The following is a 15036-nucleotide window of genomic DNA, read 5'->3' as shown; positions in this document are numbered from 1 at the left end:
TGGTTAACGCACCGGTTTGTGGATCCGGCATTCGTGGGTTCAATTCCCATCGGTCGCCCTCTTTATTGGGCTATCGCCAAGCGGTAAGGCAACAGACTTTGACTCTGTCATTCGTTGGTTCGAATCCAGCTAGCCCAGTTTTTTCAAATATTTTCAAATAGCAACATCTCGGCGGTATAGCCAAGTGGTAAGGCACAGGTCTGCAAAACCTCTATCACCGGTTCAAATCCGGTTACCGCCTTTCCATAAGTAAGATGGAAAATTGCATTCTTCATATCATGCCGGCGTGGCGGAATTGGCAGACGCGCTGGACTCAAAATCCAGTGCCCGCAAGGGCGTGCCGGTTCGACCCCGGCCGCCGGTATCACACAAATAAGCTTACGACGATGATTTCATCGTTGTAGGTTTATTTTTTTTGTATAGCGAATCGTGTTGTGGGTTACAATACAACCAGTGAATTTGTATGCGAAAGCGGGTAGGGTGATGGGTATCGTTATCAGGAAATATAGTAACAATGAATTGGTTGCAATGACGAGTATTTGGAATCATATCGTTATCGAAGGTCAGTATTTCCAGCAAGAAAACGGCTTATCAATGAAGGAAGCGGCAGTCTTTTTCGCGGAACAGACGTTTACCGGCGTTGCGGAAGAGGATGGCGAAATAGTTGGTTTGTATATTCTTCATCCGAACAACATCGGACGTTGCGGCCACATCGCGAATGCCTCTTACGCTGTCAAGGATGACCAAAGAGGGAAGCGCATTGGCGAAAAACTTGTGGTGCATTCGTTGGAGGTGGCTAAGCAGGCAGGGTTCCGCATCATGCAGTTCAATGCTGTAGTCGCCGACAATAAGGGTGCAATCAGCCTTTACAAAAAGCTGGGTTTCAAAGAGTTGGGGACCATTCCGGGTTGCTTCAAAATGGACGATGGTACTTTTGTGGACATTATTCCGTTTTATCTGGAGTTAACCTGAGTCGGAATCGTGCAATTGGGTAGGGAAGAGCGAGACAGACTTCTGCCTGAATATAAAAACTTTCGTCGCAATCAAGATAGATTCCGACGAAAGTTTTTTTTGCATCTATTACCAGGAAAGCAAATTATTCCTTCAGATCCATTTGCCTTATGCGGCGGGATTCTTCCAATTTTATCGAATTCTTTAGTTTATAGGTGTAGTTTTTTATATATTCTTTCGAGAAGAAGCAAGCATAGAGCACATTTAGAATGAACAGTATCGATTCTTCGGTAGAGAAATTGCTGATTTTTTTGTAGAGTCCCTCCCTGGAGGATATGGTCAGAACTGTATCGATCTCCTGTCTCATATAATTGTACCCATCGCTTGTTATACCGATGAGTTTCACACCTTTTGAATTCATATCCGGTATGAATTTCATCGGTTCCCGGGAGACATCATTTCCTGAGTACGAGATGACGATGGCGGCGTCCTTGTTGGTCAGGGAATAAGCGATTATACCGATTTCGCCAGGAGGAGCCACTTCGACAATTTTTCCGATCGTGGCCATTTTTCGTCGGAAAATTTCTGCCAGCAGGTTATTCGGGCTCATTCCCAGCACAACGATTCTGTTCGCGCTGATCAGTTTCCCTACAGCCTCTTCAAGAGCAGCGGTATCGATGCGGTCTGCGGTGTCATTGATGCTTTCGATTTGGACTGTGGAGATGTTTTGAATGATTTTCTGGAAAGAATCATTTTTGTCGAATGGGATATTGGGACTGATGGCGGAATAATGCTTCTCTTCATAGCGGATTTCTTCTATCAATGTCTTGATCAGTTCTTTCCAGCCGCTGAATCCCAGTGATTTTGCAAAACGGACCAAAGTCGCTTTCGATGAAAAGGTTTGTTTGGATATATCATTCATTGAATATTCGTTAAGGTCATCTTTGTTTTGGATTAAAAATTCAGCTATTTGCGAACGGGAGTCTTTATATAATATCGTATAGTCTTCGATTTTTTGAATAAGTTTCATGGAAGGACCTCCAGTGGCATTTATTTTCTACAGTAACAGTATGCTCCAGAAAGTATTATATCAGAAAGCTTCTGCAGTTATGAAATTTTATGAAAACGTTTCGCATTATTTCGCGTATTCCTATGAAGTTGGTTGTTTCCGCGAAACGCTGTTCCGACTTGGCTTCAATGTATTGTAAGCGCTCCTCTCAAGAAGTATAGTCGATATGTAAAGCGAAAGCGCGCTATTCAAAAAAAGAGAGGGGTTTCCCAGATGAGCAAAAAGTATGAACAGTTAGCCAAAGACATCGTTGGATTGGTTGGAGGAGAGAAAAATGTCCGCAATCTGATTCATTGCCAGACCAGACTTCGTTTTGATCTTTATGAGGCATCAAAAGCAAATGTTGCGGAATTGAAAGCATTGAACGGAGTTGCGGGTGTCATCAACAGCGGAGGGCAATTTCAGGTTGTTATCGGCACGCATGTCAGCGAGGTATATGATGAAATGCAGCCATTGTTGGGTGTAATGACCGAGTCTGTCGCCGCTTCGGATAACGAAAAGAAAAATGTGGCCCTTATGGCTGTCGAATTCATTTCTTCAGCATTCACCCCAATCATCCCTGCGATAAGTGGAGCCGGTATGATCAGAGCTTTGCTTGCATTATTGGTATTATTCAAAGTTATCTCCAATGAGAGCCAAACGTATTTCGTAATCAATTTTATGGCGGATGCTGTTTTCTATTTCCTGCCGTTCCTGTTGGCTTCCACTGCGGCCAGAAAATTGAAATGCAGTCCTTATCTTGCGATGGCTTTAGCCGGTGTGCTGCTGCACCCGAATATGGCAAGATTGATCACGGAAGGGAATCCAGTGGAAATCTTTGCTATGCCGATGCGTCTGGTGAATTACGGATCCAGCGTTATTCCGATTTTGCTGATCGTGATCGTTCAATCTTATATCGAAAAATTCTTTAATCGCGTGATTCCAAATGCAGTCAAGATCGTATTTGTTCCGATGTTTACGATATTGTTGACGGGTATCGTGGCATTGGTAGCTGTCGGACCGATCGGATCATATGCTGGTGAATTTATCGCTTTAGGCTTTGAAATCATTCGGGGCGTGGCTCCTTGGGCACCTGCGGTCATTGTCGGAACACTCTTGCCGATCATGGTTATGTTCGGTATCCACACAAGCGTCGGCCCGCTGGATGTCATCCAGTTGACTTCTGTGGGATATGCAAATATTTTTGGGCCGGGTGCGATGGTTTCGAATATCGCGACAGGCGTTGCCGCACTGGTCACTAGCCGTGTCACCAAGGTTCAGTCCGAGAAGTTGCTGGGTACGTCAGCAGGGATCACTGCGTTGATGGGGATCACCGAGCCCGCGTTGTACGGTATCGCTTTGCCGAAGAAATATCCGCTGATCGCAACGATGATCGGTGGGGGCGCGGGTGGATTGTATGCTGGTTTGAGCGGCGCTTCGAGATATGCGACAGGTTCATCCGGTTTGCCGGCGATTCCTTTGTACATCGGGGAAGATATTTCCAACTTGTACAATATCCTCATTGCAATCGCAATCAGTGCAGTAACGACAGCCATCGCAACCTACCTGCTGAGTTTGAAATATGAGAAAGCGGCTGTGGTAGTTGGCGAAGCGAATGAAACCACAGCGACTCAAACGATCCAAGTTGCATCTGTCAGCATCAACAGTCCAATCAACGGAGAAATGTTGCCGCTATCCGAAGTGCAGGATGAAGCCTTTTCTGAAGGGATGTTGGGTAAAGGGGTAGCCTTTGAACCTGTTGAAGGAAAAGTCGTTGCGCCTTTCGACGGTGAAGTGGTCGGCCTTTTCCCGACGAATCATGCCATCGGTCTTCTGTCCAATGATGGCGTGGAACTGCTGATCCATGTAGGCTTGAACACCGTTGAATTGAACGGGAAATTTTTCGAAGCACATGTCAAGCAAGGGGATAAAATCAAGCAAGGTCAGACTTTGTTGACCTTCGATCTGGAAAGCATCCGCGAAGCCGGTTACGTGACCCAAACACCAGTGGTCGTAACGAATGCAGGCAACTACAGCGATGTGAAACACGATGCTCTGGGAATTAAAAATAGCAACAATGTGATGCTGACGGTTCACATTTAATCAGGAGGAATTTAAAGTATGGTATTACCAAAAGATTTTTTATGGGGCGGAGCAAGTGCCGCCAATCAGGCAGAAGGAGGCGTCCTTGAAGGCGGGAGAGGGTTATCGAACGTTGATGTTATGCCGACCGGACCAGATCGCAAGCTGATTGCGGCCGGCAAGCAAAAAATGCTGGAGTGGGATGAGGAGCATTATTATCCCGCAAAAGAGGGGATCGATATGTACCATCGCTATAAGGAAGACATCAAACTGTTCGCAGAAATGGGATTCAAAGTGTATCGGATGTCCTTGTCCTGGTCAAGGATTTTTCCGAATGGGGACGATCAGGAGCCGAATGAGGAAGGATTGCGCTTCTACGAAGAGGTTTTCAAGGAACTGCGGAAGTATGACATCGAACCTTTAGTCACGATCGCTCATTTCGATGTGCCTTTGCATCTCATCAAACAATACGGCTCATGGCGTAACCGCGAGTTGATTGATTTTTACACTAAATATGCAAGAACCGTCCTGACGCGTTACAAAGGATTGGTGAATTACTGGCTGACGATCAATGAGATCAATATTCTGCTCCACCAACCTTTCGTAGGCGGCGGCATCGTCTTTGAAGAGGGAGAGAACGAGAATCAAGTCAAATATCAGGCTGCCCATCATCAGTTGGTCGCAAGTGCAGCTGCCACAAAAATCGCGCATGAGATCGATCCGAACAACAAAGTGGGCTGCATGTTGGCAGGCGGGAACCATTATCCCTACATGTGCCGTCCGGAAGACTATAAGGAAGCGATCGACCGCGACCGCGAAGGCTACTTTTTCATCGATGTCCAAGCGCGCGGAAAATACCCGAATTATGCACTGAAAAAATTTGAGCGGGGAGGCTTGGAGATCAAGATGGAGCCAGAGGACAAAGACATCCTGGCTTCTGCGCCGGTGGATTTCGTATCTTTCTCTTACTACTCCTCGCGGACAGTCAGTGCCTATGCTGAAGATTATCAACAAACGACCGGGAACATCTTTGCGACCATCAAGAATCCGAACTTGCCTTCTTCCGAGTGGGGTTGGCAAATCGATCCGATGGGTCTGCGCAATTCATTGAACCAAATGTATGACCGCTATCAGAAGCCGCTGTTCATCGTTGAAAACGGCTTGGGTGCAATCGATGTGCCAGATGACAATGGATATGTGGATGATGAATACCGCATCGAATATCTGCGTAAGCATATAGAAGCTTTCACGGATGCCGTCGAAATCGACGGGGTCGAGTTGCTGGGCTATACGACTTGGGGCTGTGTCGACCTGGTCGCCGCCAGCACCGGTCAGATGAGCAAGCGTTACGGATTCGTATATGTGGACAGGGATGATGAAGGCAACGGTACTTTGGACCGGTCCAAGAAAAAATCATTCTACTGGTACAAAAAAGTGATCGAAACCAACGGCATGGACTTGTCCAGCGACAACCTGGAAATTCCAACGGCAGCAACAGCTCCTCTGTAGCAGATTCAGTAGCAGCGAACGGGAGTTTTCGATTTGTAATGTAAAGAAGAAGTCTGAAAGAATCCCTTTCAATGGGGATGTCTTTCAGACTTCTTTTGGCACCAACTGCATACATTTGTTGTATACTGTATGCGAGAAAGGGTGATCGAGTTATGAATATATCAGAAGCTGCAAAAATTTCCGGGCTCACAGCTGCAACACTGCGTTATTATGAAAGCGAAGGGCTGATTCCTCCCGTGACCCGAAAAAATGGTGGGGTTCGGGATTACCAAAAAGACGATCTTGGTTGGATCGATTTCATTAAATGCATGCGCAGTGCCGGGATGTCGGTCGAGTCGCTGATTGAATATACGACCTTGTTCAGAAATGGGGAGCAGTCCGATGAAGCGCGCAAAAATATTTTGATCAGGGAAAGAGATCAACTGATTGCCAAACAGAAGGAAATCAGTGAAACGATAGAGAGGCTGAACGGAAAAATCAAAAGCTTCGAAGGCAATCTGAAGGCTTCCGAAGATAGTCTCCCGCATTAAAGATATCTACAGTTTTCATAGTTGGAAAACAAAACCAATACAACAGCATGAAGCCCGTTATGATTCACAAAAGAAATTGCCATCAGTCTTGACTTAACGCTAAGGTTAAGTGTTAAAGTCAAACTATCAAAGAATCAGAGGAGGAACATAGAATGAAATCATTGACAGAAAAAGTGGTCATAATCATGGGTGCTTCTAGCGGAATTGGGGAAGCGACCACGCGGCTATTGGCCGAAAAAGGGGCAAAACTTGTCATTGCGGCACGCCGCGAAGACCGCCTGGCTGAAATCAAAAATTCATTGCCGGATGCAGAACTTGTATACAAAGCTGCGGACGTATCCAACTATGAGGATGTAAAAAAAGTGGTCGATTTGGCTGTCGAAACCTACGGCCATGTTGATGTGCTGTTCAATAATGCCGGTGTTATGCCTACCGCGCCACTGGTTGAAGGTCGCCGCGACGAATGGAAAGAAATGTTGGATATCAATATCATGGGTGTGTTGAACGGCATTTCTGCTGTACTGCCGTTGATGGCAGAGCAAAAATCCGGTCACATCATTTCGACCGATTCGGTAGCAGGACATGTCGTCTACCCTGATTCAGCGGTATACTGCGGCACAAAATTTGCTGTGCGCGCCATCATGGAAGGATTGCGTCAAGAACAACGCAAGAATAATATCAAATCGACCATCATCTCCCCTGGGGCTGTGCAAACAGAATTGTACAAAACGATCAGCGACAGCAAGATTGCCGATGAAGTGCATAAAGCACAAATTGAATGGGGTTTGACGTCCGAAGATATCGCTATGGCAGTAGTATTTGCGATCGACACACCAGATCGCATGTCCGTCAGTGAAATGATTGTCCGTCCGACAACACAATCGATTTAACAAGGAACCAGCAAGACGGTGAATAAGACAACCAAAAAAACCAAAAAATCCCTTCCGACAGCTCAACGTCGGAAGGGATTTTTTTAGGTAGTGATGAAATTATCGGAACCGGACAAGTGCCGTAAAATGGTTTAAGCCAAAGCTTCCAGCATATCCTTTACAATCAATTCAGGCGTCAGATGGAACTGCTCATAAAGCGTTTCGAGCGGAACATTGTCCGTAAATTCTTTTTTCGCGCCGAAGTTCAAAACTTTAACAGCTGAGGCCCCATAGAAGGAAGCAATCTGTTCTCCGAAGCCGCCAGCCAATGAACCGTCCTCGAGCGTGACGACCAAGTCATGGGTCGCTTCCAGTTCCTTTAGTGTATCTGCATCGACCTCGGTGATGGAGCGCGGGTTGATTACTGTGATGTCCTCACCGGTTTCAGCCTTCATTTGCTCAGCGACTTGTTCGCCGAGTGAGAGGAAAGAACCGAGCGCCAAGACCGCTATTTTCTTGCCTTGCTTGAGAATTTCGTAAGTTGGCGATTGGAAGTCGGCCAAAGCATTCTCTCTGGAGACGACCGGTCCATTCGGCAATCGTATGGCAATCGGTCCTTTTTCCTGTTTCAGAGCCCAATCCAGCATCGCAAGCAGTTCTTCCTTGCTGGTCGGCGCAAGATAGTTGAAATTAGGGATGCTCTTGATCAATGGAATATCGAACAGACCCAGATGTGTCACTGCGCCGCTGGAGATAGCTCCGCCACTGATGATCAGTACAGCCGGCAATTCGTTGATGCCCAGATCATGCGACAATTGGTCATAGGCTCGCTGCAGGAAGGTGCTCGAGTGGAAGACAACCGGTTTGACGCCTTGGGAAGCCAGTCCGGCCGCAAACGTAATCGAGTGCCCTTCGGCGATGCCGACATCGAAATAGTGTTCCGGATGTGCGGTTTTGAATGCATTCAGCCCGAACATGCCCGGGATGGCTGCATTGATGGCAGCCAGTTTCATTTCATCATCATCAACCTTTTTAATCAGATGATCCATGATGATTGAATTGTACGATTCCCCGGCAGACTTTCTCAAGCTTTCGCCTGTTTCCAGGTTGAAAGGTGAACGCCAATGGTAGTTCGTTTTTTCCTGAGTGGCTTTTTCGTAACCGTGGCCTTTTTCGGTGTGGACATGGAGCACAAGTGGATGGCCAAAGTCCTTAATTTCGCTGAAGGTTTCGATCATTTTCGCCAAATCGTTTCCTTCCTCGACGTAGCGGTATTCGAAGCCCAATGCTTTGAAAGGATTGTTGGCTGCTTCTCCATTTGTCGCACGCAGCTCAGCCAAGGAACGGTAGAGTCCGCCGAAATTCTCATCGATTGACATTTCATTGTCGTTGACAATAACGATAAGATTGGACCCCAACTCCGCAGCGTTGTTCAGACCTTCGAAGGCCAGCCCACCGCTCAGGGAACCGTCCCCGATCAAGGCAACGACATTTCCTGTTTCCTTCTTCAGATCCCTTGCTTTAGCCATACCGACAGCTAGGCTGATGGATGTGGAAGTATGCCCCACCGTGAAGAAGTCGTGTTCGCTTTCGTGCTGGGAAGTGTAGCCTGTGACGGAATGGAAGTTTTCTTTGTCGACGAAGCCGTGTTTGCGTCCGGTAAGAATTTTGTGAGGGTAGGACTGATGGGAAACATCCCAGACAATCTTATCCTTTGGCGAATCGAAAACATGATGAAAAGCGATCGTCAATTCGGCGACGCCCAGATTCGGACCGACGTGGCCGCTGACCTGGCTGACTTTGTTCAATACAAGAGACCTGATTTCTCCAGCCAATTGTTCCATCTCAACGAGGTTCAGTGTCTTCACGTCTGCGGGACTGTTCACTTTGTCGATGATTGTTGTTTGTAATGTATGCAAATCAAAATCGCTCCTTTTGGTTGTATGTGCAGTACTCAAGAATGGTCCTGCTCGTAGTATTCTATTTTCTTGTTCAGTTTTTCCAGTGTTTTTCCTAGTTCGTTGTAACGTTCTTCCATTTTTTTCTGTTCTTCTATCAGGATTTCCTTCCTGGCAACGACGGTATCCTTTCCCTGATCGAACAAAGCGGTGTATTCGATCAAGGATTCGATCGACAAACCGGCATTGCGCATGCACTTGATGAAATCGATCCAACCAAGATCGGATTCTTTATATAACCGGACGCCACCGTTGCCCCTGGTCACGGGCGGGATCAAGCCGATCCGTTCGTAATAGCGCAAGGTTACCGCTGTCAGTCCTGATTTTTCTGATGCTTCTGAAATATTCATTTTTCTCACCTCTGCTTGGCATAATTTGTTTTATAGGCAAAGCTTACAACTTAAAGTTAAGGTTAAGTCAAGTGAAATATTCAAATGGATAAAATTTCCTATTTCCTATTGACTTAAAGTCAAGGTTAAGTGGTAGAGTTGAGTCAGTTAAACGAATGAAAAAGGGGGCAATTATGATGAGTTTCAAAAAGGATTTTCTTTGGGGCGGTGCGACCGCCGCAAATCAGTGTGAAGGAGCTTTCGATGCAGGCGGGAAAGGGCCGTCCGTTGCGGATGCGATGCCGGGTGGGAAGCAACGTTTCGCCATTTTGAATTCGCAGGAATTCGACTGGACAATCGACAAGGGAAAATATGGTTATCCGAATCATGTCGGGATCGATCACTACCATCGTTTCAAGGAAGATATCGCCTTATTCGCTGAAATGGGCTTCAAAGCCTACCGCTTTTCAATCGCTTGGAGCCGGATTTTCCCGTTAGGTGATGAGGAGACACCGAATGGAAAAGGCTTGGAATTCTACGGAGAACTGATCGATGAGTGCTTGAAATTCGGGATCGAACCAGTCATTACTCTATCCCACTACGAAATGCCGCTTTATCTGGCGAAGGAATACGGTGGCTGGAAAAACCGTAAGATTGTTGGCTACTTCGAACGTTACGCTAAAGTCGTTCTGGAACGTTTTGCATCAAAAGTTAAATATTGGATGACATTCAATGAAATCAATTCGGCGTTGGAATTTCCGACATTGTCGCAAGGGCTGATCCCGAGCACGGGTTCGGATGACTTCACGAACCGTTTTCAGGCTTGGCACCATCAATTCGTCGCAAGCGCTCTTGCTGTAAAGATCGGCCATGAGCTGCGTGAAGACATCCAAATCGGCTGCATGCAGATCTATGCGCCATTCTATCCATTGAATGCGCATCCGGAAAATCAATTTTCTTCGCAATTCAAAGAGAGAGCTTTCGACTACTTCACAAGCGATGTGCAAGTAAGAGGGGCTTATCCGACTTACACGAACCGTCTGCTGCGGGAATATGATGCCGAAGCACCGGTCATGGAGGAAGGCGATCTGGACCTGATCAAAAATTATACGGTTGATTACATCGGCTTCAGTTACTACATGAGCATGGCGACTGATGAAGTCGGAGCACGGGGCGAAAGTGATGCAGCCTCAGGCAACCTGATGAACGGCGTCAGAAATCCGTTCCTGAAAGCGAGCGAATGGGGCTGGCAGATCGATCCGATGGGCTTGCGCATTTCCATGAATGATCTTTGGGATCGTTATCAAGTGCCGTTGTTCATCGTCGAAAACGGCCTTGGTGCAAAGGACGTCAAGGAAGCGGACGGTTCTGTAAAGGACGATTACCGCATCGACTATCTGAAGGAACACATCAAGGCGATGCATGAAGCCGTGCTGGATGGGGTGGACCTGATCGGCTACACACCTTGGGGCTGCATCGACCTTGTGTCCGCATCCACCGGCGAGATGAGCAAGCGCTATGGATTCATCTATGTGGACCTGGATGATGAGGGCAACGGTACATTGGAACGTTCAAAGAAAAAATCCTTCGACTGGTACAAAGAAGTGATTGCCACGAACGGGGAAAACATATTGGCGGATTAAGGGTCAGAGAATTTGATGAGATGATCCTCAGCTCCGGTCAGAGGGGTGCTCCCCGGAGTACGAAGGTAACTTTCAGAAGCACCTACGACGAGGCTCTCCCCAACGGAGATGGCAACCAGAATATTGGCTGACCTTCGGCGAAGCCACTGTTCACCGGAGCAAGTGCAACAGTAGCGTCACTGGTGCTGTTGCACCCAGAAAAGAACAAAGAAAACACGCACATCCTGTTGAGGTTGTGCGTGTTTTGGCATTCATAGAGTTTTTTAAGCGGTTTGGGTTTCCAGAGCAGCCGATTTTTCCTCTTGCTCAAAGTCTTCCTGTTGCAATGTTTTCCGTTTGACTGTGTAGAAGAGGATGATCAGCAGATTGAAGACGATCAGGATCGCCAACAGGATGAACAGATCCGTGGAGATGCTGCCGCCGATGCCGAACAGTTGGCGGTAGGCATCGATCGAATACGTCATCGGCAGGTAGGGATGGATCGCCTCGAAGAAGCTGTTGGACAGCTGGATCGGATAAGTGCCGCCGGATCCCGACAGCTGCAGGATGAGGAAAATCAGCATCAGGAAGGAGCCGACTTTATCAAACAGCAGGTTGAAAAGCATGACGATCGACACCGAAACGAGCGCAGTCAAAATGGTGATCAAAAGCATTTTTTCAATCGAGGACGGGGCCAATCCATTGACGCTCAAGAGGAGGCCGACCATGATGAGTGCTTGGCAAACGCCGACTGCCGCTAGCACAGAGATTTTGCTGGCCCACCAGCTGATGCCGTTTTTCGGATATTTCCTTGGGGTTAAGCTGTCGTACATCAGGTTCAAGCTGATTGCGCCTACGAAGAGGGCGACGGACATCATGTAGGGTGCCATCCCGGTGCCGTTGTTGACGACTGGTGCCGTTTCGATCTGGTTCGCGATTACCGGTTCAGCCATCATCGCGTAGGTGTTCTCGTTTGCATCGACTTCGTTCAGAGCGGTGCTCCCGTCGAGCAATTTAGAACCCAGTTCATCTGTGCCGCTAAGCAATGTTGTCAAACCGGCATTCAGTTGCTCTGAACCATCCGCCAATTGACCGGAGCCGTCACTTATTTTAACAGCACCAGTTGCAAGTTGGCTGATTCCGTCGGTCAGCAGGCTGCCATTTTCGACCAGCTGCATGGTTCCGTCGGCCAGTGACTGGGTTCCATCTTGGAGTTCAGTTGCGCCTGATGCAAGGGTTCCGGTCTGTTCATTTAGGGTCTGCAGGCCGGCGCTTACTTGTGCGTTACCTTCCGTAAGGCTTTGTCCGCCTACAGCCAATTGTTCGGAACCGGCTGTAAGTTGGGACAGGCCGTCAGCCAGTTTTTGGGAGCCGTTTTGTGCGCTTCCGATGGCGGTCTGCAATGATTGAGAACCGGACAAAAGAGTTTGGCTGGATTGGCCGATTTGGCCAAAGCCCGATACAAGCGTCGTCGCTCCAGCGTAGACATTTGCATAGCCGGCCGAAAGACTGCTGACGCTGGACTGGAGTGAGGCTACTTGTTGCCCGATGGCAGTGGCATCGATACCACTCAATCCGGACAGAGCACTGAGGCCGGTTGCCATTGTTTGGATCGAACCGGCTTGTTCATTTGCGACGGTCGCCAGCTGTGCAGAGACAGCTTGGCTGACGGCTGCTTCCTGTTCAGGGGTCAATTCGGTACCGCTTTGTGAGATTGCATCCATGATGGCTGCGGTATTGTTGACGGGATCCGCAGCAGCCGTGATAGTATTGAGTTCGGTTTGAAATGACGCAATCGTGGTGGATAAGCCGTCCAATTGGGATAGGGTGGTCGCCAAATCTGATGAAAGACTGGATTGCTGCAGTTGACTGTCGAGCGTTTCGATGCCGTTTTTCATTTGGTCGAGCCCGCTCTGCAATGCAGTCAGTTTTGCTTGTTGTTCCGCACTGGTGAGACTTGTGTTGAGTGCCGCTAAGCCTGCAGTCAATGATGTACTGCCTTCCGATAGTTGGCTCATGCCACTGTTCAACGTGTCCATACCTGTCGAAAGCGCGAGACTGTTCGTCGCCAAACTGGAAAGCCCGTTGCTCAACGATGCACTGCCTTCAGCTGTTGCTACTGCGCCGTCATTCAATTTACCGACGCCTGTTTGCAATGCCGGCATGGAAGCTGCCAGTTTGGCTGCACCATTGTTCAATGCAATGGCGCCGACATCCAGTTGGCCGACTCCGTTCAGATACGTTTGCAGTCCAACCGTCATCGTTTCGGCACCGTCACGGAAGCTGAGGCTGCTATCTGCAAGCGTTTCGAGATTTGTGGTTAAGCTCTCGTTGCCTTCCTTAATCTGGACAGTCCCGTCGCTGAGTTGTGCGCTTCCGGCAGCCGCTTCCGTCATCCCATCCGCGACAGTCTGCAGTTGCTCAAAGACGTTTTTTGCGTAGATGGCTGTCACCTCATCAGAGATGGTGTCGTTGATTTCGTTTGCGGCAGAAGCGGTCAGCTTGGAGGCGATGTAGCTTCTGCCCGCGCTGGTCCGGTAAGACAATTCCATCTGCTGGGGTGTTTCATCCAACAAGGTGGTCGCATTTTCTGAGAAATTCTCTGGGATGGTTAGTGCCATATAGTAGCTGCCATCCTCCAATCCAGCTTCCGCTTCTTCCTGTGAGACGAAATCGAAATCCAAAGCATCGGATTCCTGCAAACCGGTCACCAGCGAATCGCCGACAGCCAGTGTTTCTTCATTATAGGAAACGGACTTGTCCTGATTCACAACAGCGACTGGCAGTTCGGCCAGTTTACCGTAGGGGTCCCACATGGAACTGAGGAAAAGGACTGTGTAAAGGGAAGGGATCAAGCTGATCCCGAACAGGATGATCATCATTTTTTTCGTTTTGAAAATTGTTTTCCATTCTTGCTTAAACAAAATAGTGCACTTCCTTCATTTAAATTTCGGTAGACAGGATGATGGATTCCCAATCTACATTTTCGACCCTTTCCGAGCCCTCGACTAGGAGGGAATCGAGTGTGTATTGCTGCAAGCGGGTTTTGAATTGCTGTTCTGCATCGAAGAATACTTCAAGGACTTCCCTTTTTTTGTACTTGATTTTTTCCGCACGCAGGAACACCTTTTCGGCCAGATTGGTCGGCCGGACAAAGCTGTGCGTTCCTTCGATTGCTTCATAGATATGCAACATCGTGATGTCTTCAGGAGTCCGTTTCAGTCTGAATCCGCCGTCCTTGCCTGCCTCGGAATCTACCAAGCCAGAAACGACAAGGGAACGCATCACTTTCTTCAGGTAGGAATCGGAAACAGACAGGCGCTTGCTGAGGATGGTGCTTTTGATGGGACGTTGCTCGATTTGGGTCGCCAGCATGATCAATATGCAGATGGCCTGTTCCACGCCGCTTTTCATTTTCATCTTTTTCGCCTTCTTTCGTAGATATATTTTATCCATGGATGTATTTTATCTCTTAATGTTTGATTGTTCAAGTGAAAGTATTCGTTTTGAGTGCAAAAAAATAGCCGAGCAAGCCAGAAAGCGGTTTGCTCGGTCTTTTCTTTATGGATCAGAAAATTTCAATTTTACGTTTGGAAAGTACACTAGGTTCTTTTTTCGGGAGCACTAAGTTCAAGACGCCATCTGTCAGAGTAGCTGTAACATCTTCTTCGTTGATGCCTTTCAAATAAATTTCCCTGTGGACGGACCCCGAAGAACGTTCTTGGCGGATGATTTGGCCTTTTTCGTCTTTTTCGATTTTTTCCGATTTGCGCACGGCTGAAATGGAGAGAATGTCGTTGTCATAGTCCACAGTGATATCCTCTTTGCTATAGCCCGGCAGATCGGCTGTAACTTGATAGTTGTCTTCGGTTTCATGTACGTCCAATTTTATTTCCTGAAAAAAACGATTTTGGAACATCGATCCGGTATCCGACAGCAGGTCAAAGAAACTGTTGCTTTTGCGTAACTCATTTGACATTTGAAAAATCTCCTTTCTTTTGGTTGAACCTTTTGTTCACCCTCAGTATATACCTACGCAAATCAGAATTCCACCGATATGAATCCGGTTCCAAACTGCGGCAACCAAGCAAAAGCTGATTCCAAACGGATAGTATGGTAAACTGTTTGAGGAGTTTTG

12 protein-coding genes and 3 tRNA genes are annotated in these 15036 nt (G+C 47.6%); 9 read left to right on the top strand and 6 right to left on the bottom strand.

Translation table 11 applies throughout. The features are described from left to right. Nucleotides 1–66 precede the first annotated feature (66 nt). The 4 genes from C7R56_RS08035 to C7R56_RS08020 all read left to right on the top strand — a co-directional run bounded on the left by C7R56_RS08035 (nt 67) and on the right by C7R56_RS08020 (nt 972). Nucleotides 67–138: transfer RNA gene (locus C7R56_RS08035), tRNA-Gln, on the top strand. Nucleotides 139–170: 32 nt separating this feature from the next. Further along, a tRNA-Cys gene (locus tag C7R56_RS08030) sits at nt 171–241 on the top strand. Nucleotides 242–280: 39 nt separating this feature from the next. Further along, nucleotides 281–364, top strand: a tRNA-Leu gene (locus C7R56_RS08025). 119 nt (nt 365–483) lie between these two features. After that, entirely contained in the window at nt 484–972 is a 489-nt protein-coding gene (locus C7R56_RS08020; RefSeq protein ID WP_107996017.1) for a GNAT family N-acetyltransferase, read from the top strand. A 124-nt stretch (nt 973–1096) separates the two neighbouring features. Here the strand turns inward: C7R56_RS08020 and C7R56_RS08015 are convergent, their stop codons facing one another. Continuing rightward, nucleotides 1097–1981, bottom strand: coding sequence for a MurR/RpiR family transcriptional regulator (locus tag C7R56_RS08015; protein WP_107996016.1), 885 nt, complete (start codon nt 1979–1981; stop codon nt 1097–1099). A 252-nt stretch (nt 1982–2233) separates the two neighbouring features. Between C7R56_RS08015 and C7R56_RS08010 the strand changes: the two genes are divergently transcribed. The 4 genes from C7R56_RS08010 to C7R56_RS07995 all read left to right on the top strand — a co-directional run bounded on the left by C7R56_RS08010 (nt 2234) and on the right by C7R56_RS07995 (nt 7010). Beyond that, a complete protein-coding gene (locus tag C7R56_RS08010) occupies nt 2234–4102 on the top strand; it encodes a beta-glucoside-specific PTS transporter subunit IIABC (RefSeq protein WP_107996015.1) in 1869 nt (622 codons plus the stop codon). 18 nt (nt 4103–4120) lie between these two features. After that, nucleotides 4121–5590, top strand: coding sequence for a 6-phospho-beta-glucosidase (locus C7R56_RS08005; RefSeq protein ID WP_107996014.1), 1470 nt, complete (start codon nt 4121–4123; stop codon nt 5588–5590). A 152-nt stretch (nt 5591–5742) separates the two neighbouring features. After that, the gene (locus C7R56_RS08000) at nt 5743–6120 is read left to right on the top strand and encodes a MerR family transcriptional regulator (RefSeq protein ID WP_107996013.1); all 378 of its coding nucleotides are present in this window, start codon (nt 5743–5745) and stop codon (nt 6118–6120) included. A gap of 152 nt (nt 6121–6272) precedes the next feature. Then, the gene (locus C7R56_RS07995) at nt 6273–7010 is read left to right on the top strand and encodes an SDR family oxidoreductase (RefSeq protein WP_107996012.1); all 738 of its coding nucleotides are present in this window, start codon (nt 6273–6275) and stop codon (nt 7008–7010) included. A 131-nt stretch (nt 7011–7141) separates the two neighbouring features. On the opposite strand, the gene C7R56_RS07990 is transcribed toward C7R56_RS07995, so the two are convergent. After that, on the bottom strand, nt 7142–8908 hold the full coding sequence (locus tag C7R56_RS07990; RefSeq protein ID WP_107996011.1) for a 1-deoxy-D-xylulose-5-phosphate synthase: 1767 nt from the start codon (nt 8906–8908) through the stop codon (nt 7142–7144). A 35-nt stretch (nt 8909–8943) separates the two neighbouring features. Next, complete coding sequence (locus C7R56_RS07985) at nt 8944–9297, bottom strand: MerR family transcriptional regulator (RefSeq protein ID WP_107996010.1); 354 nt, start codon at nt 9295–9297, stop codon at nt 8944–8946. 173 nt (nt 9298–9470) lie between these two features. Here C7R56_RS07985 and C7R56_RS07980 point away from each other — a divergent pair, with 173 nt between their 5' ends. Continuing rightward, nucleotides 9471–10919, top strand: a complete 1449-nt coding sequence (locus C7R56_RS07980; RefSeq protein WP_107996009.1) for a glycoside hydrolase family 1 protein — start codon at nt 9471–9473, stop codon at nt 10917–10919. A 263-nt stretch (nt 10920–11182) separates the two neighbouring features. Here C7R56_RS07980 and C7R56_RS07975 read toward each other — a convergent pair whose 3' ends face one another. The 3 genes from C7R56_RS07975 to C7R56_RS07965 all read right to left on the bottom strand — a co-directional run bounded on the left by C7R56_RS07975 (nt 11183) and on the right by C7R56_RS07965 (nt 14877). After that, entirely contained in the window at nt 11183–13822 is a 2640-nt protein-coding gene (locus C7R56_RS07975) for a YhgE/Pip domain-containing protein (RefSeq protein WP_107996008.1), read from the bottom strand. A 19-nt stretch (nt 13823–13841) separates the two neighbouring features. After that, nucleotides 13842–14318, bottom strand: a complete 477-nt coding sequence (locus C7R56_RS07970) for an RrF2 family transcriptional regulator (protein WP_107996007.1) — start codon at nt 14316–14318, stop codon at nt 13842–13844. 148 nt (nt 14319–14466) lie between these two features. After that, complete coding sequence (locus C7R56_RS07965; RefSeq protein ID WP_107996006.1) at nt 14467–14877, bottom strand: Hsp20/alpha crystallin family protein; 411 nt, start codon at nt 14875–14877, stop codon at nt 14467–14469. Between the last annotated feature and the right edge of the window lie 159 nt (nt 14878–15036).

It is taken from the genome of Trichococcus paludicola (genome assembly GCF_003052295.1).
Lineage (GTDB): Bacteria > Bacillota > Bacilli > Lactobacillales > Aerococcaceae > Trichococcus > Trichococcus paludicola.
Note: the sequence above shows the minus strand (reverse complement) of the source record. Positions and strands in the feature narration are given on the sequence as shown.

Bases quoted from the DNA above. Each gene is read 5' to 3' on its own strand.
- C7R56_RS08020 (WP_107996017.1), top strand. From the start codon at position 484: ATGGGTATCGTTATCAGGAAATATAGTAACAATGAATTGGTTGCAATG.
- C7R56_RS08015 (WP_107996016.1), bottom strand. From the start codon at position 1,981: ATGAAACTTATTCAAAAAATCGAAGACTATACGATATTATATAAAGAC.
- C7R56_RS08010 (WP_107996015.1), top strand. From the start codon at position 2,234: ATGAGCAAAAAGTATGAACAGTTAGCCAAAGACATCGTTGGATTGGTT.
- C7R56_RS08005 (WP_107996014.1), top strand. From the start codon at position 4,121: ATGGTATTACCAAAAGATTTTTTATGGGGCGGAGCAAGTGCCGCCAAT.
- C7R56_RS08000 (WP_107996013.1), top strand. From the start codon at position 5,743: ATGAATATATCAGAAGCTGCAAAAATTTCCGGGCTCACAGCTGCAACA.
- C7R56_RS07995 (WP_107996012.1), top strand. From the start codon at position 6,273: ATGAAATCATTGACAGAAAAAGTGGTCATAATCATGGGTGCTTCTAGC.
- C7R56_RS07985 (WP_107996010.1), bottom strand. From the start codon at position 9,297: ATGAATATTTCAGAAGCATCAGAAAAATCAGGACTGACAGCGGTAACC.
- C7R56_RS07980 (WP_107996009.1), top strand. From the start codon at position 9,471: ATGATGAGTTTCAAAAAGGATTTTCTTTGGGGCGGTGCGACCGCCGCA.
- C7R56_RS07970 (WP_107996007.1), bottom strand. From the start codon at position 14,318: ATGAAAATGAAAAGCGGCGTGGAACAGGCCATCTGCATATTGATCATG.
- C7R56_RS07965 (WP_107996006.1), bottom strand. From the start codon at position 14,877: ATGTCAAATGAGTTACGCAAAAGCAACAGTTTCTTTGACCTGCTGTCG.